The sequence below is a fragment of the Stenotrophomonas sp. TWI809 genome, from assembly GCF_039673205.1.
GTDB lineage: Bacteria > Pseudomonadota > Gammaproteobacteria > Xanthomonadales > Xanthomonadaceae > Stenotrophomonas.
In genome coordinates, this window is the sequence record NZ_JBDJLE010000023.1 from 46,477 (window position 1) to 70,431 (window position 23,955).

General features: G+C 67.8%; 20 protein-coding genes. 13 read left to right on the forward strand and 7 right to left on the reverse strand.

Annotation, left to right across the window (positions count from 1 at the left end; genetic code table 11):
- Positions 1 to 56: 56 nt before the first annotated feature.
- Together ABE472_RS15695 and ABE472_RS15700 are read right to left on the reverse strand one after the other, a co-directional pair.
- Positions 57 to 548, reverse strand: coding sequence for a methylated-DNA--[protein]-cysteine S-methyltransferase (locus ABE472_RS15695; protein WP_313210785.1), 492 nt, complete (start codon positions 546 to 548; stop codon positions 57 to 59).
- Complete coding sequence (locus tag ABE472_RS15700; protein ID WP_346466582.1) at positions 545 to 2,011, reverse strand: AlkA N-terminal domain-containing protein; 1,467 nt, start codon at positions 2,009 to 2,011, stop codon at positions 545 to 547. Before ABE472_RS15700 ends, ABE472_RS15695 begins: the two co-directional genes overlap by 4 nt.
- Before the next feature lie 176 nt (positions 2,012 to 2,187).
- Here ABE472_RS15700 and ABE472_RS15705 point away from each other — a divergent pair, with 176 nt between their 5' ends.
- The 4 genes from ABE472_RS15705 to ubiM all read left to right on the forward strand — a co-directional run bounded on the left by ABE472_RS15705 (position 2,188) and on the right by ubiM (position 5,607).
- On the forward strand, positions 2,188 to 3,330 hold the full coding sequence (locus tag ABE472_RS15705; RefSeq protein WP_346466592.1) for a hypothetical protein: 1,143 nt from the start codon (positions 2,188 to 2,190) through the stop codon (positions 3,328 to 3,330).
- Positions 3,331 to 3,391: 61 nt separating this feature from the next.
- Positions 3,392 to 3,937 carry a DUF4019 domain-containing protein gene (locus tag ABE472_RS15710; RefSeq protein ID WP_313217691.1) on the forward strand — a complete coding sequence of 182 codons (546 nt, stop codon included), beginning with the start codon at positions 3,392 to 3,394 and terminating at the stop codon, positions 3,935 to 3,937.
- An 18-nt stretch (positions 3,938 to 3,955) separates the two neighbouring features.
- Positions 3,956 to 4,345, forward strand: coding sequence for an MAPEG family protein (locus ABE472_RS15715; protein ID WP_313210793.1), 390 nt, complete (start codon positions 3,956 to 3,958; stop codon positions 4,343 to 4,345).
- Between the two features lie 89 nt (positions 4,346 to 4,434).
- Positions 4,435 to 5,607, forward strand: coding sequence for a 5-demethoxyubiquinol-8 5-hydroxylase UbiM (gene ubiM / locus ABE472_RS15720; RefSeq protein ID WP_346466583.1), 1,173 nt, complete (start codon positions 4,435 to 4,437; stop codon positions 5,605 to 5,607).
- A 23-nt stretch (positions 5,608 to 5,630) separates the two neighbouring features.
- Here ubiM and ABE472_RS15725 read toward each other — a convergent pair whose 3' ends face one another.
- Complete coding sequence (locus tag ABE472_RS15725; protein WP_019184435.1) at positions 5,631 to 5,861, reverse strand: RNA-binding S4 domain-containing protein; 231 nt, start codon at positions 5,859 to 5,861, stop codon at positions 5,631 to 5,633.
- 267 nt (positions 5,862 to 6,128) lie between these two features.
- Here ABE472_RS15725 and ABE472_RS15730 point away from each other — a divergent pair, with 267 nt between their 5' ends.
- From ABE472_RS15730 to ABE472_RS15750, 5 genes are all read left to right on the forward strand, one after another.
- Positions 6,129 to 8,078, forward strand: a complete 1,950-nt coding sequence (locus ABE472_RS15730; RefSeq protein ID WP_346464416.1) for a DEAD/DEAH box helicase — start codon at positions 6,129 to 6,131, stop codon at positions 8,076 to 8,078.
- Between the two features lie 222 nt (positions 8,079 to 8,300).
- The gene (locus ABE472_RS15735) at positions 8,301 to 10,682 is read left to right on the forward strand and encodes an EAL domain-containing protein (RefSeq protein WP_346466584.1); all 2,382 of its coding nucleotides are present in this window, start codon (positions 8,301 to 8,303) and stop codon (positions 10,680 to 10,682) included.
- A gap of 101 nt (positions 10,683 to 10,783) precedes the next feature.
- Complete coding sequence (locus tag ABE472_RS15740; RefSeq protein ID WP_346466585.1) at positions 10,784 to 12,418, forward strand: diguanylate cyclase; 1,635 nt, start codon at positions 10,784 to 10,786, stop codon at positions 12,416 to 12,418.
- Positions 12,419 to 12,474: 56 nt separating this feature from the next.
- Complete coding sequence (locus tag ABE472_RS15745; protein WP_019184431.1) at positions 12,475 to 13,197, forward strand: pseudouridine synthase; 723 nt, start codon at positions 12,475 to 12,477, stop codon at positions 13,195 to 13,197.
- A gap of 68 nt (positions 13,198 to 13,265) precedes the next feature.
- Entirely contained in the window at positions 13,266 to 14,336 is a 1,071-nt protein-coding gene (locus ABE472_RS15750; protein WP_313217701.1) for a sensor domain-containing diguanylate cyclase, read from the forward strand.
- Positions 14,337 to 14,388: 52 nt separating this feature from the next.
- On the opposite strand, the gene ABE472_RS15755 is transcribed toward ABE472_RS15750, so the two are convergent.
- On the reverse strand, positions 14,389 to 15,336 hold the full coding sequence (locus ABE472_RS15755) for a DMT family transporter (RefSeq protein ID WP_346466586.1): 948 nt from the start codon (positions 15,334 to 15,336) through the stop codon (positions 14,389 to 14,391).
- 78 nt (positions 15,337 to 15,414) lie between these two features.
- Here ABE472_RS15755 and ABE472_RS15760 point away from each other — a divergent pair, with 78 nt between their 5' ends.
- Positions 15,415 to 16,071 (forward strand): Pr6Pr family membrane protein, encoded by a 657-nt coding sequence (locus ABE472_RS15760; RefSeq protein ID WP_346466587.1) that lies wholly within the window; start codon positions 15,415 to 15,417, stop codon positions 16,069 to 16,071.
- A gap of 4 nt (positions 16,072 to 16,075) precedes the next feature.
- Here ABE472_RS15760 and ABE472_RS15765 read toward each other — a convergent pair whose 3' ends face one another.
- Positions 16,076 to 16,894 carry a DUF72 domain-containing protein gene (locus ABE472_RS15765; RefSeq protein WP_313217705.1) on the reverse strand — a complete coding sequence of 273 codons (819 nt, stop codon included), beginning with the start codon at positions 16,892 to 16,894 and terminating at the stop codon, positions 16,076 to 16,078.
- Positions 16,891 to 17,331, reverse strand: a complete 441-nt coding sequence (locus ABE472_RS15770) for a VOC family protein (protein ID WP_313210813.1) — start codon at positions 17,329 to 17,331, stop codon at positions 16,891 to 16,893. The genes ABE472_RS15765 and ABE472_RS15770 overlap by 4 nt, the downstream gene beginning before the upstream one ends.
- Before the next feature lie 111 nt (positions 17,332 to 17,442).
- On the opposite strand from ABE472_RS15770, the gene ABE472_RS15775 reads away from it, so the two are divergent.
- Both ABE472_RS15775 and smrA read left to right on the forward strand, forming a co-directional pair.
- A complete protein-coding gene (locus ABE472_RS15775) occupies positions 17,443 to 19,020 on the forward strand; it encodes a serine hydrolase (protein WP_346466588.1) in 1,578 nt (525 codons plus the stop codon).
- An 89-nt stretch (positions 19,021 to 19,109) separates the two neighbouring features.
- Positions 19,110 to 20,942, forward strand: coding sequence for a multidrug efflux ABC transporter SmrA (gene smrA, locus ABE472_RS15780; protein WP_346466589.1), 1,833 nt, complete (start codon positions 19,110 to 19,112; stop codon positions 20,940 to 20,942).
- Positions 20,943 to 21,138: 196 nt separating this feature from the next.
- Here smrA and ABE472_RS15785 read toward each other — a convergent pair whose 3' ends face one another.
- Positions 21,139 to 22,947, reverse strand: coding sequence for a DUF885 domain-containing protein (locus ABE472_RS15785; RefSeq protein ID WP_346466590.1), 1,809 nt, complete (start codon positions 22,945 to 22,947; stop codon positions 21,139 to 21,141).
- Between the two features lie 156 nt (positions 22,948 to 23,103).
- Between ABE472_RS15785 and ABE472_RS15790 the strand changes: the two genes are divergently transcribed.
- Entirely contained in the window at positions 23,104 to 23,874 is a 771-nt protein-coding gene (locus ABE472_RS15790) for a DUF4349 domain-containing protein (protein WP_346466593.1), read from the forward strand.
- The last annotated feature ends 81 nt before the right edge of the window (positions 23,875 to 23,955 follow it).

Sequence of the window (23,955 nt, forward strand, 5' to 3'; positions counted from 1 at the left end):
GCGGTGACGCGTCGAAGACAACCGATGGCATACGCCACCCCACGGCGCATGCCCTGTTACGCGAACAGCGAATCGCGCCGTGCTTCCAGTTGCAGCAGGGCAGCCTTGGTTTCCAGGCCGCCGCCGAATCCGGTGAGCGCACCACTGCTGCCGATCACGCGGTGGCAGGGCAGCACGATCGGCAGTGGATTGCGGCCATTGGCGGCACCGACCGCGCGGCTGGCGGTGGGGTGGTTGATGTGCCGCGCCAGTGCCACGTAACTCCAGGTCTGGCCGAACGGAATATCGGCCAGCGCCTTCCACACCCGCAGCTGGAACGGCGTGCCGTGAGGGGCAAGCGGGAGATCGAAGCGCACGCGCTCACCGCGCAGGTACTCCAGCAGTTGCCCACGTGCACCGCGCAACGCATGGGCATCGCGCTGCCAGTGCTCGCGCCCCTTCGCGTCGTAACGGTTGTTCTCGAACAGGATGTGGTGGATGCCCTGGCTGTCACCGGCCACGGTGAGCGCGCCGATCGGGCTGTCGAAGGTGTCGTAGAGCAGGGTCATGAGGTAACTCCCGAAGACGGTGTGGCCAGATGCCACAGATGCAGAACGGCGTAGGCACGCCACGGTCGCCACGGCTGCGAGCGGGCCTCGGTGGCGCGTTCGCTCAGTCGCGTATCACCACCGAGCACCTGCTGCAGCACCAGATCGCCGGCCGGGAACGCATCGGGCAGTGCCAGCGCACGCAGTGCCATGTAATGCGCGGTCCATGGGCCGATGCCGGGCAAGGCGACGCAGCGCGCCACGAAGCCGGCCAGCGACTGGCCGGCACGGAAATCGAGCCGGCCCTCGACCACCGCCTGCGCAACCGCACGCACGGTGGCCGCGCGGGTACGCGGCAGCCCGATGGTTTCAAGCGGTGCCTGGGCCAGCGCTTCCGGCGAGGGGAACTGACGGTCCAGTCCTGCCGGCATGCCTTCGAGGGTGGCGCCGAAGCGATCCACCACCCTGCGCGCCAGTGTGGCGGCGGCCGCCACGCTGACCTGTTGGCCGAGCACGGCGCGCACGGCCACTTCAAACCCATCCCAGCCGCCGGGTACGCGCAGCCCGGGGCGTTGCGCGATACCCGTCGCCAGCAATGGTTCCTGCGCGAGCGTGGCGTGCACCATGCGCAGGTCGGCATCGAGATCGAAGATGCGGCGTACGCGGCGCACGATGCCCGGAATCGCACGCGGATCGATCTGGCCCAGGTGCAGCAACAGCTCCGGGCGCCGTGGATCGGCGGTCACGCGCAGCAGTGAGGGGCGCTCGGGCGGCCCGATCACGCGCTGGTAGCTGTCCGTGTCGATCTGCTCGATGCCGGGAATCGCACGGCGGCGCAGGAAACCGAGCATCGCGGTGACATCCAGTGGCGGACGGTAGCCCAGGCGCAGGGTCAGCGCGCCCTCGGTCAGCGCACCGCGCTGGCGGCGGATCGCGGTCGGGGGCATGCCGCAGCCGTCCACAAAGGCCGCGTTGAAACGGCGCAGGCTGTTGTAGCCCGAGGCCATCGCGACATCGGTGACCGGCAATGCAGTTTCGGTGAGCAGTTGCTTGGCCAACAACAGCCGGCGGGTCGCGTGGATCTGCGCCGGCGCCGCACCGAGCCGGGCCACGAACAGGCGCTGCAGCTGGCGGGCGCTCAAGCCGACATGCGTGGCCAGATCGGCCACCGGCTGGTCCTGCAGATAGCCATCGTGAATCAGGGCGAGCGCGCGCTGCAGCGTTTCATTGTTGAGTGCGTCCTGCGCCTCGGGGGCCAACTCGGGGCGGCAGCGCAGGCAGGGGCGGAACCCGGCCGCTGCGGCGGCGGCAGCCGTGGGGTAGTAAGTGACGTTGGACGGCTTCGGCGCCGGTGCCGGGCAGACCGGTCGGCAGTAGATGCCGGTACTGCGCACGGCAGTGAAGAACACCCCGTCAAAGCGCGCATCGCGGGCAAGGCGGGCGCTTTCGCAGGCGGCGTGGTCCAGGGGCAGGGCGGTCTCCATGGGGGCCAGTCTATGCCCGGTGAGCAGCGCTGGCTCGCCATTTTCGGACGCCAATGCCAGCCCCGGGTCGCCCGGTTCAGGACAGGTTGCCGCGCCGCGCCGGTCGCGCACTAGACTGTGCATCTGCGCTGGTTTTGCCGCGCATTCCCCCTCGCAAGGATTCCGGGTTGTCCATGTTGCTCAAGTCGTGGTGGTTGCCGTTGTTGTGCCTGGGTCTGGCCGGTTGCAGCCAGCTGGAAAACCCGGGCAATGTCACTGCCGCCGACAAGGCCGTGCGGGCACAGACCGCCGATGGCGACCACATGGTCTCGATCAACGCCGCCGATGCGCCGCCACCACCGCCGCCCGCGCCCAAGCGCGGTGACCTGAGCTGGCCGGAAGCAGCCCTGGAAAACGGCAAGGCGTGGATCAGCTGCGATACCGACTATGCCGGCGACGCGGGCGATGGTGCGCCGCTGGAGGCATTGGACAGGCCCAGTATCGATGCCGCCCTGCAGCCGTGCGCCGAACGTGGCCTGCTGCGCGTGCGCTATGTGGGCAAGATCAATCCCGGTTTCTCCGAGCTGGTCGCGCGGCTGGCCGTGGTCGCCGATGCCCAGCGTATTTCCCGCCGCATCCTCGATCTGGATTCCAGTGGTGGCCAGGTCGAAGCCGCCATCGTGGCGGGGGATCGCATCGGCGAATCCAACTGGACGATCTGGGTGCGCGAAGGCTCGGTCTGCCACAGCGCCTGCGTGTTCGTGCTGGCCGCCGGCGACAACCGGTTGGTATCGGGCAAGGTCGGCATCCACCGGATGATGCGGATCAGCTCCAAGGCCACCTCGCGCGCCGAGCTCAACCGCGAACTCCATGAGGTCTACGACAACGTCAAGGATTACCTGCAGCGCAACGGCGTGGCCGTGGGCGTGGCGGATCTGATGATGACGGTGCCCAACCGCAGCCTGCGCCTGCTCACCGCCGAGGAGCTGCGTCAGTTCGGGCTGGATGGCACCAACGCGGTGCAGGATGACCTGGAACGGATCAAGCAGATGCGCAAATGCGGCGATGCGTTTGTCCGCCGCAAGGATGCCTTCCTGGTCGCTTTCGATCAGGAGTGCAAGCGCGAAGGCAGTGAACTGGAGGCCGTCAACAGCTGTGGCCAGGCACTGAAGCAGCGCTTCGGCTTCCCGGATGAGACCTGCCCGGACGAGAGCCCGCTGTCGGAGATCGATGTCTCCACGCTGCTGCCGGACACGACGGCACCGGGTCGGCCGGAGACGGTGGAGCAGACCCTCGGCGATGCTCGCCCCGCACCGCCCGAGGCGGCCGAGCGCAACTGACGGAGGACTCACGTCCATCCCGTAGACTGGCAGGCAGTTCCTTCCAGCCAACGGTGTCCTGATGCGTGTTCCGCTGCTGCTGTTGTCCGCTCTGCTGCCTTTCGCCGCGCTGGCCCAGACGCCTCCGCCGCCGGCCACGCCTGCACCGGCCCCGGCGCGCCCCGCGCCCGCTGCCGCGCCGGCCGCCGCTCCTTCGGCACGCCCGGCACTCAGCCCGGCGCAGCAGGCGCAGGTACAGAAGCAGGATGCGGAGATGAGCGCGGCCGCACTGCAGGTCGCCCATCTGATCGATGCCAACCGTGCGGGCGAGGCCTGGAAAGGCGCCTCCGCCGTGGCGAAGAAATCGGTCACCGAGCAGGCCTTCGTCAGCCAGCTCACCGCCGATCGTCAGCGCCTTGGCGCGCTGGCCTCGCGCGGCCAGCCAGTGGTCACCCGGGTCAAGTACGCCGCCGGCGCGACCGTCCCGGAGGGCCTGTACATCAACGTCAGCTTCCCCACGCGCTTTGCCAACAGTGCCCAACCGGTGCGTGAACTGGTCTCCTTCCGGTTCGATGAAGACCGCATCTGGCGACTGGCCGGTTACAGCGTGCGTGCCGCCACCCCCTGATTGCCGGAGCCTGCACAGATGAGTATCGAGATCCAGATGCTGGTGTGGTCGATGCTGCTCGGCCTCGTGCACGTGTTTGCGCCTTCCACCCTGATCACCCGTGAGCGCGGGATCGGCTGGAATGCGTCGGCGCGCGATCAGCCGATGCCGGCGCCGAGTCCGCTGGCTGGCCGCCTGCAGCGGGCGCAGAGCAACTTCATGGAAACCTTCCCCTTCTTCGCCGCGGCGGTGCTGGCGGTGGTGCTGACCCAGCGCCAGGACGGGATGACGGCCGTGGCCGTGCAACTGTACTTCTGGGCACGACTGATCTATCTGCCGCTGTACGCCGCCGGCGTGCCGTATGTGCGCAGCCTGGTGTGGCTGGTATCGCTGCTGGGCATCGTGATGCTGCTGTGGGCGCTGCTGTGAACCCGCGCTGGCGCGCCTGATCCAGATCAAGGACGGCGCCGGCGCTGCGGCGTTAAGCTGCGATGGACACGTAACGGCAGGATGGGATCATGCAGTCAGTGGATGTGGTGGTGGTGGGCGCCGGCCCGACCGGGCTGTGCTTCGCGCGCGCGCTGGCCGATACCGGCCTGAGCGTCACCCTGATCGAACAGCAGCCGCGTGCCGCGTTGGCGCAGGCCGCGTTCGACGGCCGCGAAATCGCGCTGACCCATGCCTCCCGCCAGATCCTGGTATCGCTGGGCCTGTGGGCGCAGCTGGATCCCGCCGAGATTTCCCCACTGCGCGATGCCAAGGTGATGGACGGCGGATCGCCGTTCGCGCTGACCTTCGCCGCGGACCAGCGCACCGGTGACGACCTCGGTTGGCTGGTGCCCAACCATCTGATCCGCCGCGCCGCCTGGCAGAGCGTGCAGGGCCAGTCCGGTCTGGAGATCCTGGACCAGGCCAGCGTCACGGCCGTGAGCCCGGGTCCGGCCCACAGCGTGGTGACCCTGGCCGATGGCCGCCAGCTGGCCGCGCGGCTGGTGGTGGCTGCCGACAGCCGCTTCTCCTCCACCCGCCGCCTGCTGGGGATCGGCGCGCAGCTGCGTGACTTCGGCAAATCGATGCTGGTCTGCCGCATGCAGATCGAGGTGCCGCACCAGCACACCGCCTGGGAGTGGTTCGGCTATGGCCGCACCATGGCCCTGCTGCCGCTCAATGGCGACCAGGCCTCGGCCGTCATCACGCTGCCGCCGCGGCAGATCGCGGCCTTGATGGCCCAGGACGAGGCCGATTTCGGCCGCAGCCTCAGTGGCTTTTTCGAGCATCGGCTGGGCGCGATGCGGCCGGTGGCCACGCCGGTGGCCTATCCCCTCGTGGGGGTGTATGCCAACGCGTTCGCCGGCGATCGCTGTGCGTTGATCGGCGATGCCGCTGTCGGCATGCATCCGGTCACCGCGCATGGCTTCAATCTGGGGTTGCAGAGCCAGCATCGCCTGGCCGGGCGCCTGCGCAAGGCCGCCGGGCAGGGACGCGACATCGCCGCACCCGCCGGGCTGGCCGCTTACGAGCGCGGGCACCGGCTGGCCTCGCGGCCGCTTTACGAGGCGACCAATGCGATCGCTTCGCTGTACACCGATGACCGTCTGCCGGCGCGGCTGCTGCGCCGGGCCGGACTGCGGCTGGCGCACGGGGTGGCCCCGTTCCGCCAGCTGATCGCGGCCCACCTCACCGGTAGGTGATGACCGTTGGTCGTCACACAGGGTCAGGGCGCGTCGCTGTCGGCGATCACGTGAATGACGGTGTCGGCGAACTGCACCTGCTGGCCCGCGCGGATCTTGCATGCCTTGCGCAGCTCGACCTCGCCGTCGACCAGGACCTGGCCGTCGCCGATCACGGTCTTGGCCTCGCCGCCGCTGGTGACCAGGTCGGCCAGCTTGAGCAGCTGCTTGAGCTCGACGTAGTCGCGGTCCAGTTCAAATTCGAGGGTCTGCATGGAGCGGGTATCCTGGGAAGAGGCGCGGACGTGGGACCGGGCCGTGAAAGGGCGCGTATTGTGCGCCAGCAGGCGGGGCAACGGGATCCATCCCGGAATCTGTATACGTTGTTCAGGAACGATGCGGTATCATCGCCCCCTGAGTGAGTGAATTCTCCTCCGACCGAGCAGCGCCAGGGCACGCGATAAGAAAGGGCGCCCAAAGCGCGGACCATCCCCCTTTTTTATCTCACTGCCTTCCAAAACGGCGGTGTTTCGGAGTTTCCCATGTCCCAAGAATCCCCCGCGCCGCTGCTGTTCGCAGATCTCGGCCTGTCCGACGCTGTGATGCAGGCCGTCGCCACTGTCGGTTACGAAACCCCGTCGCCGATCCAGGCCGCCACCATTCCGGCCATGCTGGAAGGCCGTGACGTGCTCGGCCAGGCCCAGACCGGTACCGGCAAGACCGCCGCCTTCGCGCTGCCGGTGCTGTCCAACCTCGATTTCAACCAGACCAAGCCGCAGGTGCTGGTGCTGGCGCCGACCCGCGAACTGGCCATCCAGGTCGCCGAGGCGTTCCAGACCTATTCCTCCGGCATTCCCGGCTTCCGCGTGCTGCCGGTGTACGGCGGCCAGCCCTATGGCCAGCAGTTGTCGGCCCTTCGCCGTGGCGTGCACGTCATCGTCGGCACCCCGGGCCGCGTGATCGATCATCTCGAGCGCGGCACCCTGGACCTGTCCGAGCTGAAGACGCTGGTGCTGGACGAAGCCGATGAAATGCTGCGCATGGGCTTCATCGACGACGTTGAAGCCGTGCTGAAGAAGCTGCCGGAGACCCGTCAGGTCGCCCTGTTCTCGGCCACCATGCCGTCGCAGATCCGCCGCATCGCGCAGACCTACCTGAAGAACCCGGCCGAAGTGACCATCGTCAGCAAGACGACGACCTCGGCCAACATCCGCCAGCGTTACTGGTGGGTGAGCGGCATGCACAAGCTGGACGCGCTGACCCGCATCCTGGAAGTGGAACCGTTCGACGCGATGATCATCTTCTCGCGTACCAAGGCAGCCACCGAAGAGCTGGCCGAGAAGCTGCAGGCACGTGGCCTGGCCGCGGCCGCCATCAACGGCGACATGCAGCAGGCCCAGCGCGAGCGCACCATCGGCATGCTGAAGGAAGGCAAGCTGGACATCCTGGTCGCCACCGACGTGGCCGCCCGTGGTCTGGACGTGGAGCGCATCAGCCACGTGCTGAACTACGACATCCCGTACGACACCGAAAGCTACGTGCACCGCATCGGCCGTACCGGCCGTGCCGGCCGCACCGGTGATGCGATCCTGTTCGCCACCCCGCGCGAAAAGGGCATGCTGCGGGCCATCGAGCGCGCCACCCGCCAGCCGATCGAAGAGATGCAGCTGCCGAGCGTGGACGCGGTCAACGACACCCGCATCACCAAGTTCATGAGCCGCATCAGCGATGTGCTCGATGCCGGTGGCACCGAGTTCTACCGCGACCTGCTGCAGCGCCTGGAAGGCGAGAAGAACGTGCCGGCGATCGAGATCGCCGCGGCGCTGGCCAAGCTGCTGCAGGGTGATTCGCCGTTCCTGCTGACCCCGCCGGTCCGTGGTGCCCGTGAAGAGCGTGCCCCGCATCAGCGCAACGAGCGCAGCAACGACCGTGGCGAGCGTCCGGCCCGTTTCGAGCCGCGCTTCGAGCGGGGTCCGCGTCGTGAAGACGACCGTGGCCCGCGTCCGCCGCGTCCGGAAGGCGACTTCGGCAACAGCGAAGGCGGCGTCGAGCGCGCCCCGCGCCGTGACATCGCCCCGCGCGGTGCCGCCGAGCCGGGTATGGAAACCTTCCGTATCGAAGTGGGCCACGTCCACGGCGTGAAGCCGGGCAACATCGTCGGCGCGATCGCCAACGAAGCCGGCCTGGAAAGCCGTTTCATCGGCCGCATCGACATCCACGACGACTTCTCGGTGCTGGACCTGCCGGCCGAAATGCCGCAGGACCTGCTGACCCACCTGAAGAAGGTGTGGGTCTCGGGCCAGCAGCTTCAGATGCGCAAGGTCGAGCCGGGTGAAGACCTGACCCCGTCGGCGCGTCCGGCCTTCAAGCCGAAGTTCGGTGGCAAGCCGCGTGGTCCGGGCGGTCCGGGTGGCCCGCGCAGCGGCCCGGGCGGCAACGACCGCCCGCCGCGTCGTGACGGCTTCAAGCCGCGCGGTCCGCGCAACTTCTGATCGCCCCAGGGTGATCAACGCGACGCCAGCCTCCGGGCTGGCGTCGTCGTATCCGGCCTCCGCGTCCCGGTCGACCGGTTTCGCACCGTCTCAACAGTGCTGGCCCTAGCCTGCGGATTGGACCATGCTCCAATGGAATGAGTTTCCACATCCGCAGTCCCGGGGGGATCGGCGATGTCTGGAGGTCGCAGGGAGAGTGGCAGGACCGCGATACCGTGTTCGATGCGGGGCCTGACCCTGCGCTTCGTGTTGTTGACCGGCATGGCCATCGGCCTGGTCGGGATTTCCGCGTTGATCCAGGAGCTGCAGGCGGCCTCCACGGCGTGGATCATGGGCCAGAGCCACTGGTCGCGTGGCCAGCAGCAGGCCACTCACGCGCTGTCGCGGTACATCGCCTCGGGGGATGCTGTTGACCTGGGCGCAACCCGGCAGGCGCTGCGGGTGCCGCTGGGCGATCTCACCGCCCGCCGTGCCCTCGAGCAGGCCGACCCGGACATCGCCGCAGCACGCCAGGGCTTCATTGAGGGCGGCAACGCCCGTGGCGACATCAACCGTTTGATCCTCTCGTATCGCTACCTGCGCGATCAGCCGTATTTCCGCGATGCGGTACGACTGTGGCGCGACACCGATGACGATCTGCTGCAACTGGTGGCCATCACCGACCGGGTCCAGGCCGGGCATGCCGCCGGCACACTGACACCGGCGGCGCAGCAGGCCCTGCTGCGCCGGGTGCAGGCGCTGGATGTGGGGATGCAGAACCAGGCGCGTGCGTTCTCCAGCGCGTTGCTGCACACCGCGGCGATGGTGCGCATGACGACCTTCATCGTCGGCGGGCTGTCGGTGCTGGCGATCACCCTGGTCGCCGTGCTGCTGGCGCGACGCGTGCGCAATGACCTGACCGAACAGGAGAGCCGGTTCCGGGCCGCGTTCTACCAGGCCACGGTGGGCATGCTCAAGCTGGATGAGGGCGGCGGCATCATTGAGGCCAACCAGGCAATGGCCGATATCCTCGGCCAACGCCGCGAAGCGCTGCTCAGTCTGTCGCTGGCCGATCTGCTGGTGGAGGGCGAGCTGGTCCTGGACGAGCACGGCCGGATCGACTGGCCGCGGCAGCTGCGCCCCGGTGAGCTGCGCTTCCTGCGTGCCGACGGCAACCTGATGTGGGGGCGCTGGAGCGGTACCGTGGTGCACACCCGGGCGCGGGCGCCGGCGGTGTTCGCGCTGGTGGAAGATGTTTCGCAGAACCATGCCCTGGCACGCGAGGTGGAGCACCACGCCAGTCACGACCCGCTGACCGGGCTGATCAACCGCCGCGAGATCGAGCGGCTGCTCGAACAGGCGCTGGTGGCGGTACGGGCCGCGGGCGGCACCCACTCGCTGTGCTACATCGATCTGGACTACTTCAAGCTGGTCAACGACGGGCTCGGCCATGCTGCTGGCGATCAGCTGCTGCGCAGCTTCGCCGATTACCTGGTGGGGGCGGTGCGCGATGGCGACTGGGTCGGCCGCCTGGGTGGCGACGAGTTCGCCCTGTTCCTGGCCAATGCCGGGCAGGATGAAGCCAAGCAGGTGCTGCAGCGGGTGGTGCGCACGCTTGGCCAGGTCAGCATCCAGCAGGGCGACGGCGCACCCCGGGTGAGCTGCAGCATCGGGGTCGTTGAGATCAGCCCGGATGCGCCGGATGTGAACTGGTTGATGAGCGCCGCCGATAGTGCCTGCTACGCGGCCAAGGAAGCCGGTCGCAACCGGGTGCACTGCTACAACGAGAGCCGCATGGCACTGGATGAGCGGCGGCGCGAAGCGGAGCGGTTGGCCCATGTTTCCAGCGCGATGGCCGAGAACCGCATGCTGTTGTATGCCCAGCGTATCGAGCGGGTCGGCGATCCGGAGTTCCTGCATTACGAAGTGCTGGTGCGCATGCGCAGCCCGGAAGGCGCGTTGCAGGGGCCGGCCGAGTTCATGGGCGCGGTGGAGCGATACGGCATGGGCATGGCACTGGACCGGCATGTGCTGTCGCTGCTGTTCCGGCACCTGCAGGTGTGCCCGAGCCATGTGCAGCAGCTGGGCCTGTGCAACGTCAACGTGTCCGCGCAGTCGATCGCCGAGCCGAGCTTCCTGGCCTTCGTCACCGATCTGCTTGAACGCAACCGCGGCCTGGCGCGCAAGCTGTGCTTTGAAATCACCGAGACCGCGGCGGTCAGCAACCTGGACCAGGCGCGCGCCTTCATCGATGCGGTGAAAGCGCGTGGCTGCCGCATGGCGCTGGACGATTTCGGCTCGGGGCTGTCCTCGTTCGGCTACCTGCGGCAACTGCCGGCGGACATGCTCAAGATCGACGGCGTGTTCGTGCGCGACATGAACCTGGATCCGGTCAACCGCGCCGCGGTGCGCGCGATCACCGAGGTCGGCCGCGAGCTGCACATGATGGTGGTGGCCGAATGGGTGGAATCGGCGGTGGTCGCCGATCAGCTGGCGCAGATGGGCGTGGAGGGCCTGCAGGGGTATGCGATCGAACGGCCGATTCCGCTGGAGCGGATGACCCAGCTGGCGATACGGCCGGTGGGCGCGGGGCGGCCCTCCGAGGCCTGGCGGGGCGCGCCATGATGCGATAATCCTCGCCGACGACAGCGGACACGGTGTGCGCGGGCGATCACGGGCGGGCAGGGCGCAGTGTGAGCAACGGGGGCGGGTATTCAATCGGGTGGATGGCGCTTGCGCTGGTGCTGCTGTGGCTGTTGCCCTGGAGCCTGCAGGCGGCCCCGCGCGTGGGGCAGGATTTCCTGTTGCTGGGCGGGGCGACCGATGCGGTCACCCCCCAGCGCGCGTGCACCCCGGATGTGCTGGCACGCCACCAGGAAGTGCTGTCCATCCCGGCCCCGGCCGCCGGCTGGTCGGGCAAGCCCCAGGCCGTGGATGTGTTCGGCGTGCTCACCGGCGAGGTCCGCATCAGCCACGGTGACCGCGAGATCTGCGGCAGCATGCACGATGCGCGTACCCGTGATTCGCGTTTCCGTGCAGGGGTCGGGCTGGTGGTGGTGCCCGAGGCCGGCAACCATGAGCCGATCGTGGTCTCCTGGACACGCCCGCTCAAGCCGCGCTGGGTGCCGACCATCCAGTTGGGGGCACCGAGCCCGGTGCAGCAGAACGATACGGCACGGCTGCTGATGCGCGCCGCCTGCATCGCGGTGGCGATCGCGCTGGCACTGTCGGCAATGATGGGGTGGGTCACCACCCGCGACCGCTTGTTCCTGGTGTATGTCGGCGCGTGCGCGGTGTTCGTGCTGTGGCAGGCGGTGCTGGGGGGCTTGAGCGGCTATCCCGAGCCGTGGCTGCCCGTGCACGAACACGCCTCGTGGTGGCTGGTCGCGCTGAGCGCGTTCACCGAAGCGCTGCTGCTGCCCATCCTGTGGCGACTGAACGGCGGCGATCGCCGCTGGCCGCGCTCCCGCCCGGCCCAGCATGCGGTGCTGTGGGGACTGGTGGCCATGGGGCTGACCGTGCCTTTGTGGGGGCCGGACGGCCTGGCCGTGGTGTCCGAGCTGCTGGAGTGGGTCTTCCTCACGGGCTGCACGCTGTGTCTCGGCGCAGGCCTGTGGGGGCTGTGGCAGCGCGATGCGCATGCACTGCCGGGGCTGGCCGCGCTGGCCCCCTGGTGGATCATGATCGGGGCCGATGCGCTGGATGCGCAGTGGCTGGTGGCATACCGGATCGAAGCGTTGCAGCTGTCGGCGACCTGGTTCCTGATGATGGCCGCCTATGCCCTGAACCTGCGGCTGGGCCGGCTGCGCCGCCAGCGCGATGAAATGCGCCAGCTCGCCGATACCGACATGCTGACCGGCCTGCCCAATCGCCGCGCCGGCCTGCGCCTGCTCGCCGAATACCTGGAACGGGCACGCCAGGAACCGCATGCACTGGCAATCGGCTTCCTGGATATCGATCTGTTCAAGAACATCAACGATCAGTTCGGCCACGACGTCGGCGATCAGGTCCTGGTCGCGGTGGCGCGCGCGCTGCGCGGCTCGGTGCGCAATCACGACGATGTGATCCGGATGGGCGGCGAAGAATTCCTGGTGCTGTTGCCCGGCGCCGGCCATGCCGCCGCCGTGGCGCGGTTGGAGACGGTGCGCCAGCAGGTGGCCGCAGTCACCCAGACACTCGGCATTCCCGGCCTGACGGTCTCGGCCAGCATCGGCCTGGCCGTGCTCAAGCCGGGCAGTGACGACCTGGCCGGGCTGCTGCGCCGGGCCGACCACGCCATGTATTGCGCCAAGCGCAACGGTCGCAACCAGATCCATGACGGCGAGCGCACCACGACCGCCGGCGATCCGCTGCCGGCCTGAACCGCCGACACGCGGAAAAACGCAGCAGCGACCGCCTTTTGCCCGATAATGGGCCGATGACAACCCGACTCAACAAGCATATCGCCGACACCGGCTTCTGTTCCCGGCGCGAAGCCGACCGCCTGATCGGCGAACGCCGCGTCACCGTCAATGGCCATCCGGCCGGTACCGGTGCGGTGGTGGGCGAACAGGACGTGGTGCTGGTCGACGGCCAGCCGCTGCGCGCGCGCGAAGCGAAGAAGGCCGGCGGCCGCAAGCACGTCTATATCGCGCTGAACAAGCCGGTGGGCATCACCTGCACCACCGAAAGTTCGGTCAAGGGCAACATCGTGGAGTTCGTCGGCCACGAGCAGCGCATCTTCCCGATCGGCCGCCTCGACAAGGATTCCGAAGGCCTGATCCTGCTGACCAGCAACGGCAACATCGTCAACCAGATCCTGCGCGCCGAGAACGGGCACCAGAAGGAATACATGGTCGCGGTCAACAAGGCCGTCACCGATGAGTTCCTGCGTGGCATGGCCCGCGGCGTGCGCATCCGCGATGAGGTCACGCTGCCGTGCCGGACCAGCAAGCTGGCCAAGTTCGGGTTCCGGATCACGCTGCAGCAGGGCTTGAACCGGCAGATCCGCCTGATGGCGGCCGCGTTCGGTTTCCGGGTCACCCAGCTGCGCCGCGTGCGCATCGACAACATCAAACTCGGTGCGCTCAAGCCGGGGCAGTGGCGCAATCTCACCGATGCCGAGCTCAAAGGCCTGCTGCCCAAACAGCTGGACTGGTGATGCTGTGCGTCACGCCGTGACACCGTACCCGGGCTAGACTGATCCGGCACACGCCACCGCCTGCCACGATGATCAAGCCGTCCAAGCCGGACAACGAAGCACAGCGCCTGCTGGCGCTGCAGCGGTATCAGATCCTGGATACGCCGCGCGAGCGGTCCTTCGATGATCTGGTCACGATCGCCACCGCGCTGTGCGGCACCCACATGGGCGCGGTGACCCTGGTCGACCAGGAGCGCCAGTGGTTCAAGGCGCGGCAGCTGCTGGACGCACCGGAAACCAGCCGGGACATCTCCTTCTGCGGTCACGCCATCCTGCAGCCGGACCAGGTGATGGTGGTCGAGGATGCGCGAACCGACCCACGCTTTTTCGACAACCCGGTCGTGGTCGATGAGCCGCATATCCGTTTTTATGCGGGCGCGCCGCTGCTGAGCAGTGACGGCCTGCCCCTGGGCACGCTGTGCGTGTTCGATGCCGCCCCCGGGCAGCTCAGCCCCGGCCAGCGCGATGCCCTGTCGGCGCTGTCGCGGCAGGTTTCGCTGGTGATGGAGCTGCGCCGGTATGCGCATGAAATACAGCAGCACATGACCGATCGCGCCTGGTACGAGCAGCGCCTGGCCGAGTACAACGAACTGCTGGAACAGCAGAACGCCGACCTGGCCGAACAGAGCCGCACCGACCCGCTCACCGGCCTGCCCAACCGCCGCGCGATGAGCACCGCGCTGGAGGCGGCGGTGGTGGATGCCGATGGTCACCCGCGCGCGACCGCTGTGGCGCTGCTCGACATCGACCACTTCAAGACCGTCAACGATCTGTACGGTCATGCCACCGGCGATCACGTGCTGGCCGAACTGGCCCGGCTGCTGCGCGCGCATTTCGCCGGGCATGGCCTGGCGGCGCGCTATGGCGGCGAAGAGTTCGTGGTGCTGATGCCCGACACGCCGTTGGCCACGGCAGAGCTGCAGTGCGATTTCCTGCGCATGGCGGTAGCCGATCTGCCGCTGGGCCTGCCGTTGACGATCAGCATCGGGGTGGCCGCGCACCGCCACGGCGATGCGATCGAGCAGACCCTGGCCCGCGCCGATGCGGCGCTGTACCGGGCCAAGGGCGAGGGGCGCAACCGGGTCATCCGCGCCGACTGAGGTGCACGGGCCGTATCCGCGGCAGGTACCGGGTGTTGGCCGGTACGCCCGCTCAATCGGCGATGTTGCGTGCCTCGGACGTCGCCAGGAGTTCCGGGTGCTGCACCTTCCGGCGGCGGTTGAGCAGCGGGTGCAGGAACACCGCCCCCACGATGATCGCCACGCCGGCATAGAACAGCGGGGTCAGCTCCCGTTGCTCGCTGAGCAGCACCATCGCCAGCAGGATCGCGTAGACCGGCTCAAGATTGGTCACCAGCTGCGAGGTGTAGGCGCTGATGTGGCGCAGGGCGACCAGCGCGAGCGCGAACGGCAGCAGCGTGCACAGCCCGGCCAGGGCCAACAGCAGCAGGCCGTCGTGCAGGTCCGGGATCACCCACAGGTCGCTGGCCAGGGCCGGCAGCAGGAAGGGCAGTACCGGCGCCAGCAGGGTCAGCGTCAGCGTGCCCGCACCGAGTTCCAGCGCGGTCACGGTGAGCGGGTCGGCATGACTGACCAGGCGCTTGTTGAGTGAGCCGAAGATCGCCACCAGCAGCGCCGAGAGCGCGCCGATCAGGACGCCCAGGCGCATGCCATCGGGCACGCCGCCCACCACCAGCGCGACGCCCGGCAGGACCAGGATCCCGAAGGCCAGCTCACGGAACTGGAAGGGGCGCTTGGCCACCCAGGGTTCGATCACCGCGGTGAACACCGGCGCCAGCGCGATGCAGGTCGCCGCCACCGAGGCATTGGCCAGCTTCACCGCGCCATAGAACGTGAGCCAGTGCAGCGCGACCAGCGCGCCCACACCGCAGTAACCGGCGACCAGCCGCGGGGGCAGCTGGCGCAGCCCGCGCCACACGCGCGGCACCAGGGCCAGCATCGCCACCACCAGCAACATGCGCCACCACACCAGCGGCAGCGCGGGCAGGGTGATCAGCTTGCCAAGGATGGCGGTGACGCCCCACAGCAGCACACAGAAATGGATTTGCAGCAGGGCTCTGCGGGTATCGGTCATCGGCATCCGCCTATTGTGCGACAAGCCGCGCCGCGAAGGATGCCCTGCACGCGATCCCGCGCGGGGTCATGGCATTCTGCGGCGATGACGCGCCTGCCCATCGCCCCTGTCCCCGCCGGACTGCCGCACGCCCTGCGTGCCCTGGCCGGCCTCACCGCCGCGGTCGCCGTGGTGGCACTGCTGCTGCAGTACCACCTGCTGCTGCGCACGCCCGGCCTGGGGGCTGCGGACGCGACGCTGCGCTACCTGGGCTACTTCACCATCCTGAGCAACATCGGCGTCGCCGCGGTCTGCCTGGCACTGGCCCGGGGCCGCCGTGAAGGGCTGGCCGGCCCGGTCCCGCGCGCGGCGGTGGCGCTGTTCATCGGCATCACCGGGTTGATCTACGTGATCATCCTGCGTCCGCTGTGGCACCCGCAGGGCGCGCAATGGTGGGCCGATGCCGGCCTGCATTACGCGGTGCCCGTGCTGTATCTGCTTGGCTGGCTGGCCGGGCCGCATGGCGGCCTGCATCGGCGTGGGTTGCTCAGCACACTGGCGTTGCCGACGGTCTACCTCGGCTGGGCCCTGCTGGTCGGGCGGCTCAGTGGGCAGTACCCGTATCCCTTCCTGGACCTGGGCGCGCTGGGCATCGCGCTGGTTGCGCGCAATGCGCTGTCCGTGGCAGTGGTGTTCGTCGTGTGCGGTGCGCTGGTGTGGTGGCTGGATGGTGCCTTGGCGGCGCGCCGCCGGAACCGCTAACGCATCAGCTGCCGCCGAGCAGCTGCAGCTGATCGCGCAGCGCCATCGCCGCGCCGGGATTGCGCTGTTTGGCCGCACCGATGAACAGCACATATACCTCGCGCGGTGGCTGCGCGGGGCGTTCGGCGCAAAGGTGGGGAAGGTCCGGATTGTCTTCGCCGCGGGCCCAGCGCATCGCACGCAGGCACCATTGCTCCATGGCCCTGGCCGGGTAGCCGGCGCGCAGGTTGGCGCGCGAGCGCATCAGCCGCGCATAGAGGAACCCCGCGGTCGGGTCGGCAAAGCTGGGGTACTCATCCGAGCCACTGAATACCAGCGCTGCACCGTGGGCGCGGGCAGCGGCCAACAGCGCCGGCGTCCATGCTGCGGGATTGCGTACCTCCAGTGCATGCTGCAGAAGCCGACCGTCGATCTTGCGCGGGAGCATGCCCAGGAACTGCTCGAATTCGTCCGCACCGGCGGGATGGCTGTCGCCGAACTGCCAGATCAGCGGTCCCAGCCGGTCCTCCAGCACGCTGATGCCCTCGATGAAGCGCTCGGCGCGTTCACCAACGGTGGTCAGGTCATGGGTCTGGGTGATTGTGCGCGGCGCCTTGGCCGAGAAGCGGAAGCCCGCTGGCGTCTGCTCGCGCCACTGCGCATAGATGGCCGGCTTCTGCGCACGGTAGAACGTGCTGTTGATCTCGATGCAGCCCAGCTGTTGGCTGGCGTAGGCCAGTTCTTCGCGTTGCGGCAGCCCGGCCGGATAGAACGTGCCGCCGCGCCATGCCGGGAAGACCCAGCCGCCGATGCCGGTGCGGATGGTGCCGGGCGGTGTGCTCATGCGCCGCCCGCATGGTCGGCCCACGGGTCGTAGCTGCCGAACCACCACAGGTAACCTTCCAGATCGCGGCAGGCATAGCCGCGGCCGCCATACGGTTGGTCGGCGATGTCCATGACGATCTGCGCGCCCGCGGCGACGGCGCGCGCATGGTGCGCATCCGGATCGGCCACGATCACGCAGGCGCTCTGGGTCTGCCGACCGCCGACCTCGTCCGGGTGGACGCTGTAGCGGCCCCACTCGCTGGCGTTGTCGACCGAGCCGAGCATGATCATGCCGTGGCCATACACCAGCTGGGCGTGGTGGACGATATCGCCCTCGGCATACACCGCCTGTTTCTGGAAGCCGAACGCGCGCTGCAGCCACGCCATCGCGGCGTGTGCATCGCGGTAGCGCAGGCAGGGAATGATCGTGGCGGTGGTCTCGGCGGGCGCGGTCATGGCGGGCCTCCTTCTGGCACAGGCGAGCCTGATCCGGGCCGCGTTACCATCGTGCGAAACCGGGGCATCGACACCCTCGACGCCCCCGCCACACGCAACCGGAGACACTGCTTGAACACATCCTGGATCGGAGGCGCCGTGCTGCTCGCATGCGCACCCTTGGCATCGGCCGCCGTGCCGGCCGAACTGCAGCGGCTGGACGCCACCATCGAACGCGCCCGCGCCGAGTTCGACATCCCCGGCATCGCCGTGGCGGTGGTCAAGGATGGCAAGGTAGTGATGGAGCGCGGCTACGGGGTGCGCGAGCTGGGCAAGCCGGATCCGGTCCAGGCCGATACGCTGTTCGCGATCGCGTCCAACACCAAGGCGTTCACCGCCACCGCGCTGAATCTGCTGGCCGAGCAGGGCAAGCTGAAGATGGAGGATCGCGTGATCGATCATCTGCCCGGCTTCCGCATGTCCGATCCGTACGTCACCGGCGAAATGCGCATCCGCGATCTGCTCTCGCACCGCAGTGGCCTGAGCCTGGGCGCGGGCGACCTGCTGTTCTGGCCGACCACCTCCTACAGCAACAAGGAGGTGGTGCAGCGGCTGGGCAAGGTGCCGCTGAAGGCCGGTTTCCGTGATCGCTATGCCTACGACAACATTCTCTACGCGGTCGCCCAGCAGGTGATCGAACAGGTGTCCGGGCAGACCTATGCGGACTTCCTGCAGCAGCACATCTTCACCCCGGTGGGCATGCAAGGCACCCGCTACAACGCCGATCATCTGCAGCCCGGCGACAACGCCGCGGTCGGTCACGCCAAGTACGATTTCAGCCAGCTGCGCACCGTCGCGCCGCTGACCTGGTCCAACAATGCCGGCGCCGGCGGCATTTATTCCAGCGTGCACGACATGGCGCGCTGGATGAACGTGCAGCTGGCCCACGGCACGCTGGAGAACGGGCAGCCACTGTTCACCGCCAAGACCCAGCAGGCGATGTGGCAGATGATTACGCCTCAGGTCGTGCCCGAACCGAGCGTGCCGCAGCTGGCGGCCGCACGGCCGAACTTCGCCGGCTATGGCGAAGGCTGGAGCCTGAGCGACTACCGCGGCCAGAAGCTGGTCTGGCATACCGGCGGCTGGCCGGGGATGGTGTCGCGCGTGACCCTGGTGCCGGAGCACAAGCTGGGCATCGTGGTGCTCACCAACCAGGAAGTCGGCGCGGCCTTCAATGCCATCACGATGGAAGCGCTGGATGCCTATCTGCAGGCCCCGGCCACCGACTGGGTCGCCGCGTATGCCGCTGCCGTTGCCAAGTCACAGGAGAAAGCAGACGAAGGCTGGGCCAAGCACCAGGCCGCACGTGATGCGAGATCCAAGCCGTCGCTGCCACTGGCGCGCTACGCAGGGGGCTACCGCGACGCATGGTACGGCGATGTATTCGTTGAGCAGCAGGGCGGCAAGCTGCGCCTGCGCTTCGGCAAGACCGCGCAGTTGATCGGCACGCTGGAACATTGGCAGCACGATACCTTCCTGGTGCGCTGGGACGACCGGTCACTCAATGCCGACGCCTTCGTGAATTTCAGTCTGGATCCGGACGGCAACGTCCGTGAGGTCCGCATGCAGGCGGCGTCCTCGCTGACCGATTTCAGTTTCGATTTCCAGGACCTGCTGCTGACACCGATCGCGCCCGAGGCCAAGGGCTGAACCCCGTCGCCGGCGTGTGATGGAGGTGAGAGTAAAAGGACAGGCCGCGGTGGGATAATCGCGGCCTGTTTTGTTTTTGGTGCACTGCGATGTTCCGCTGGTTCGAATCGCTGATTCCGGTTTTCCCGCCGATCGATGCGCGCATGCCACCGCGCAAGGTGGTGCCGTTCTATATCCACTATCTGCGCCCGGTGTGGCCGGTGCTGCTGGCCACGTTGATCGCCGGCCTGCTGTTGGCGCTGGTCGAAGTGGCGATGTTCGATTTCCTTGGCCGCATCGTGGACATGGTCGCCGAGCAGCCCGGCAGCGATTTCTTTGCGCGGCATGCCAACACGCTGATGTGGATGGCCGGCATCACCCTGATCGCGCGCCCGCTGCTGGTGTCGTTGCACAGCCTGCTGGTGAACCAGGCGATCGTACCGGGGCTGAGCAACCGCTCGCGCTGGTTGATGCACAACTATGTGGTGCGGCAGAGCCTGAGCTTCTTCCAGAACGATTTCGCCGGCAGCATGGCCAATCGGGTCATGCAGACGGGTACGTCGCTGCGTGAATCGGCCGTGCAGATGGTCGATTCGCTCTGGTACATCATCGTCTACACCGGCACCGCGCTGTACCTGTTCGCGCAGGCGGACTGGCGGCTGATGATTCCGTTGGGGCTGTGGATGGCCGGCTACGCGGTGATCATGTGGTACTTCGTGCCGCGGGCCAAAGAGCGCGCGTGGATCGCCTCCGAAGCACGCTCCAAAGCGATGGGCCGCATTGTGGATGGCTACACCAACGTGCCCACGCTGAAGCTGTTCGCCCATGGCGGGCGCGAGCAGGCCTACGTGGCCGAGGCGATCGACGAACTGGCCACCAAGCACCGTGGCCAGACCCGGGTCACCACCGGGCTGGAAGTCACCATCGCCATCGTCAACGGCTTCCTGATCGTGGGCACCTGCGGCCTAGCGCTGTGGCTGTGGAACGGCGGCCACATCACCGTCGGCGCAATCACCCTGGCCACCGGCCTGGTGATCCGCATCCACAACATGTCCGGCTGGATCATGTGGACCATCAACGGCATCTTCGAAGATATCGGCACGGTGCAGGACGGCATCACCACCATCTCCCAGCCGCTGACCGTGCAGGACCGTATCGACGCCGTGCCGTTGGTGGTCAGCCAGGGCGCCGTGCATTTCGATCACATCCATTTCCATTACGGCAAACGCGGGGGCGTGATCGCCGGGTTGGACCTGCAGGTGAAACCCGGTGAGAAGATCGGCCTGGTGGGTCCCTCGGGTGCCGGCAAGTCGACCCTGGTCAACGTGCTGCTGCGTCTGTACGACCTGGAGAGCGGGCAGATCCGCATCGACGGCCAGGACATTGCGGGTGTCACCCAGGAGAGCCTGCGCCGGCAGATCGGCGTGGTCACCCAGGACACCTCGCTGCTGCACCGCTCGATCCGCGACAACCTGCTGTACGGCCGCCCCGATGCGACGGAAGAACAGTTGCACGCAGCGGTGGCCAAGGCGCGCGCCTCGGCCTTCATCGATACGCTGGTCGATGGGGAAGGGCGCCGTGCTTACGACGCGCACGTCGGCGAGCGCGGGGTGAAACTGTCCGGCGGCCAGCGCCAGCGCATCGCGATCGCGCGGGTGCTGCTCAAGGACGCCCCGATCCTGGTGCTGGACGAAGCAACCTCGGCGCTGGATTCGGAAGTGGAAGCGGCGATCCAGGACAACCTGGACGAGTTGATGACCGGCAAGACGGTGATCGCGATCGCGCACCGCCTGTCCACCATCGCGCGCATGGACCGGCTGGTGGTGATGGATCAGGGCCGCATCGTGGAGACCGGCACGCACGCCGAGCTGATCGCGGCGGGCGGGTTGTATGCGCGGCTGTGGGCGCGGCAGACCGGGGGCTTCGTCGCCGCCGATGCCTAACCGGTGCCGACGCTGCCGGGGGGTAGAGCCGACGGTCAGTCGGCTGCTCCCCGCGTAGAGCCGGGTTCTACCCGGCTGGTCCTGCTGTTGCGTGGCGCAGGCCGCCGGGTAGAACCCGGCTCTACGAAACCCCACAAAAAAAAAGCGGCCCGGTTCGCACCGGGCCGTTGCCTGTCTGACGAGGAACCAGGCGGGTTTACTCGATCGGCTGGTCCAGCATCAGCTGGCGCGCGAAGCGCACCGGCGGGGCGCCGTAGGACAGCATCTGATCGTGGTACGCCTTCAGGTTGAACTTCGCGCCCTGCTTGTCCTGCACGGCCTTGCGGGTATCGAAGTGTTCCTGCGCACCGACGAAGTAGGTCGGCAGCTGCGCGGAGGTCAGCTGCGCACGCACCCACTTGCCCGAGGCTTCGCTTTCCTGCTGGAAGGCATCGTGGGTCATCAGGTGCATCGCCTGCTCACGCGTCCAGTTGTCCACGTGCACGCCCTGATCCAGGATCGCGTTGGAGATGGTGCGCAGGTAGAACTTCAGCTGCACCAGGTGGAACAGCGGATCGTTGTCCAGGTAACCCTGCTCCTGCATCATCCGCTCGGTGTAGACCGCCCAGCCTTCGGCGAACAGGCCCGAACGCAGCACCGCGCGCAGCGTGGAGGGGAACTTGCCCGAGTGCCAGCCTTCCAGGTAATGCCCCGGGGTGCCTTCGTGGATGCTCAGCAGGTGGATCATGCGGCTGTTGTATTCGCGCAGGAACGAATCGACCTGCTTGTCCGTCCAGTCGTCCGGGATCGGCGAGACCGCGTAGAAGGTCTTCAGGTTCTTGTCGAGCGGGCCCGGCGAGTCGCAATAGGCCACGGCCACGCCACGCTGGAATTCCGGCATCAGGATGATGTCGACCGGCGAATCGGGCAGGGTCACCAGGTCATGCTTGCGCACGAACTCGGTGGACTGCTCCAGCGCGGCCTTGGCGTCGTCAACCACCTTGTCGCGGGCCGGCTTGTCGGCATAGGCCAGCTCCAGCGCGGCTTCGATCGCGGCCTGCTGCTGCTCATCGCTCGGGTTGGCCGGCAGCGCCGGCGCGCCCGGCTTGTCCTTGAGCACGGTCTGCGCGATGCCGTACATGTCCTGGCGCACACGCTTGAGCTCGGCACGCGCGCGCTCGCCGATCTCGGCGCGCGAGAGCGAGGAGTTCAGCGCGAACTTCAGCTTCTGGTCGTACAGGTCCGCACCGATGCGGAAGTCCCCCTTGGCGTTCGGCACCAGGGTCTTGTCCAGCCAGGTCTGCTGCTCGTCGACAGCCTTCTTCAAGCCCTCGATCGCGGCCTGCAGGCGCTTCTGGTCCTCGGCCGGCAGCTCACCGATGTGCGGGGTGATGAAGGTATCGACGATGCTCAGGATGCCGCGGTTCTGTTTGGCCACGGTTTCAGCATGGATCTTCGGAACGCGGGCCGGGTCCAGGTTCTCGCGGGCCTGGGCGAAGATCTGCGGCAGCTTCTCCATGCGCGCGGTCGCCGACTTCAGGCGGTCGGGCAGCGGGGCGAACTCACGCGCCATCAGGCCGTAGAGCGCGCTGCCGGCCATGCCGTTGTACATCTGCGGGTCCCACTTGGGCGACTGCAGCACTTCCGCGGTCCAGACCTCGGACTGCAGCTGGTTGCGCAGGATCGCCGCATCCACCTGGTTCTCGCGCGAGAGCTTGCTGACGTCGATCTTGTCCAGATCGCCCAGCAGTGCCTTGTATGCGGTCAGCACCTTCTGCTGGCCGGCCGCGCTCAGGTCGTCGATCTCGCTGTCGTAGCGGTGGTCGCCGATCTGCGTGGCGCTGATCGGGGACAGCTGCATCCAGGTGTCGAGGGCGCGCTTGGACAGATCGGCGAAGGCCGCATCGACCGCGGCATCGCCAGCCGGGATGGCCGCTTCGGTGCCGGTGGTGGGCGTCGGGGAGTCGGCCTGCTGGCAGCCACCAAGGGCGGCGATCAGGGCGAGGGCAAGCAGATGCTGGCGCATCGGTGTTCCTGTACTGGGGACAATCCCCGAGCATAGGGCCGATGGCCGCCGTTGTCCCCGTGCCATTGGATTACCATGCGCCGTGAAGATCACCGCTTTTGATGGAGCTGCACTGTGACCGAGTGGAAAGGACGGGCCCGCGCCGGGCTGGCAGGGATGCTGTTGTTGGTCCTGGTGGCCTGTGGCCGCAGCGGGCCGAACTACGCCGCCGATGCGGCCGCCGGGGCCGTGGCGTCCCCCGAGGGCGCGTTCCTGGCGTATGAACACGACATCCGCATCCAGCTGGATGCAAAGCGCATCAGTGAGCGGGTCAAGGCCGTGTCCGCGGCCTGCCAGAGCAACCGGTTCGGGGACTGTGCCGTGCTGCAGGTAGGCGAGGAAGGCGGTGAAACCCGCTCCGGCTCCATCCGCGTGCGCATCGCGCCCAAGGGCGTGGAACCGATCATCGCCCTGGCTGGTGAAGGCGGCGATGTGGCCTCGCGCAACACGCATGCCGAAGATCTGGCCCAGCAGGTGGCCGATACCGCGCTGACCCAGACGCGGTTGCAGAAAGAACACGCGCAGCTGCAGGCGTATCAGCAGCGCAGTGACATGAAGGTGGCCGACCTGTTGGCGGTCTCGCAGCGCATGGCGGAGATCGAGGCGGGGCTGGAGCAGGCCAACAAGGACGCGGCACAGCAACGCCGGCGGATCGACACCCAGCTGGTGACGATGCACTTCGAAGGCCCGGCCGGGCAGCGCAGCCGCAGCGAAATCGGCAAGGCGTTCAGTGAGTTCGGGGCGATCTTCACCACCAGCATCGCCTTCGTGATCCGCGCGATCGCCGCCTTGGTGCCGGTCGGCGTGGTGGTCTGGGCGGTCGGTGCCGTGGTCGTGGCGCTGTGGCGCCGTCGCAAGCGGCGCAAGGCCGCGGGGGCCGCACGCTGACCAGACCGGTCGTGGGGGGGCCGGGTGGGAGGCCACCAACCCCGCTACAAACCAAAAAATCTGGCAAAGAAAAAAAAAAAA

Coding starts and splice junctions, on each gene's coding strand:
- ABE472_RS15730 (WP_346464416.1), top strand. CDS start 6,129: ATGTCCCAAGAATCCCCCGCGCCGCTGCTGTTCGCAGATCTCGGCCTG.
- ABE472_RS15760 (WP_346466587.1), top strand. CDS start 15,415: ATGACGCGCCTGCCCATCGCCCCTGTCCCCGCCGGACTGCCGCACGCC.
- ABE472_RS15710 (WP_313217691.1), top strand. CDS start 3,392: ATGCGTGTTCCGCTGCTGCTGTTGTCCGCTCTGCTGCCTTTCGCCGCG.
- ABE472_RS15785 (WP_346466590.1), bottom strand. CDS start 22,947: ATGCGCCAGCATCTGCTTGCCCTCGCCCTGATCGCCGCCCTTGGTGGC.
- ABE472_RS15745 (WP_019184431.1), top strand. CDS start 12,475: ATGACAACCCGACTCAACAAGCATATCGCCGACACCGGCTTCTGTTCC.
- ABE472_RS15725 (WP_019184435.1), bottom strand. CDS start 5,861: ATGCAGACCCTCGAATTTGAACTGGACCGCGACTACGTCGAGCTCAAG.
- ABE472_RS15755 (WP_346466586.1), bottom strand. CDS start 15,336: ATGCCGATGACCGATACCCGCAGAGCCCTGCTGCAAATCCATTTCTGT.
- ABE472_RS15765 (WP_313217705.1), bottom strand. CDS start 16,894: ATGAGCACACCGCCCGGCACCATCCGCACCGGCATCGGCGGCTGGGTC.
- ABE472_RS15695 (WP_313210785.1), bottom strand. CDS start 548: ATGACCCTGCTCTACGACACCTTCGACAGCCCGATCGGCGCGCTCACC.
- ABE472_RS15700 (WP_346466582.1), bottom strand. CDS start 2,011: ATGGAGACCGCCCTGCCCCTGGACCACGCCGCCTGCGAAAGCGCCCGC.
- ABE472_RS15770 (WP_313210813.1), bottom strand. CDS start 17,331: ATGACCGCGCCCGCCGAGACCACCGCCACGATCATTCCCTGCCTGCGC.
- ubiM (WP_346466583.1), top strand. CDS start 4,435: ATGCAGTCAGTGGATGTGGTGGTGGTGGGCGCCGGCCCGACCGGGCTG.
- ABE472_RS15790 (WP_346466593.1), top strand. CDS start 23,104: ATGCTGTTGTTGGTCCTGGTGGCCTGTGGCCGCAGCGGGCCGAACTAC.
- ABE472_RS15715 (WP_313210793.1), top strand. CDS start 3,956: ATGAGTATCGAGATCCAGATGCTGGTGTGGTCGATGCTGCTCGGCCTC.
- ABE472_RS15740 (WP_346466585.1), top strand. CDS start 10,784: ATGGCGCTTGCGCTGGTGCTGCTGTGGCTGTTGCCCTGGAGCCTGCAG.
- ABE472_RS15750 (WP_313217701.1), top strand. CDS start 13,266: ATGATCAAGCCGTCCAAGCCGGACAACGAAGCACAGCGCCTGCTGGCG.
- ABE472_RS15735 (WP_346466584.1), top strand. CDS start 8,301: ATGCGGGGCCTGACCCTGCGCTTCGTGTTGTTGACCGGCATGGCCATC.
- smrA (WP_346466589.1), top strand. CDS start 19,110: ATGTTCCGCTGGTTCGAATCGCTGATTCCGGTTTTCCCGCCGATCGAT.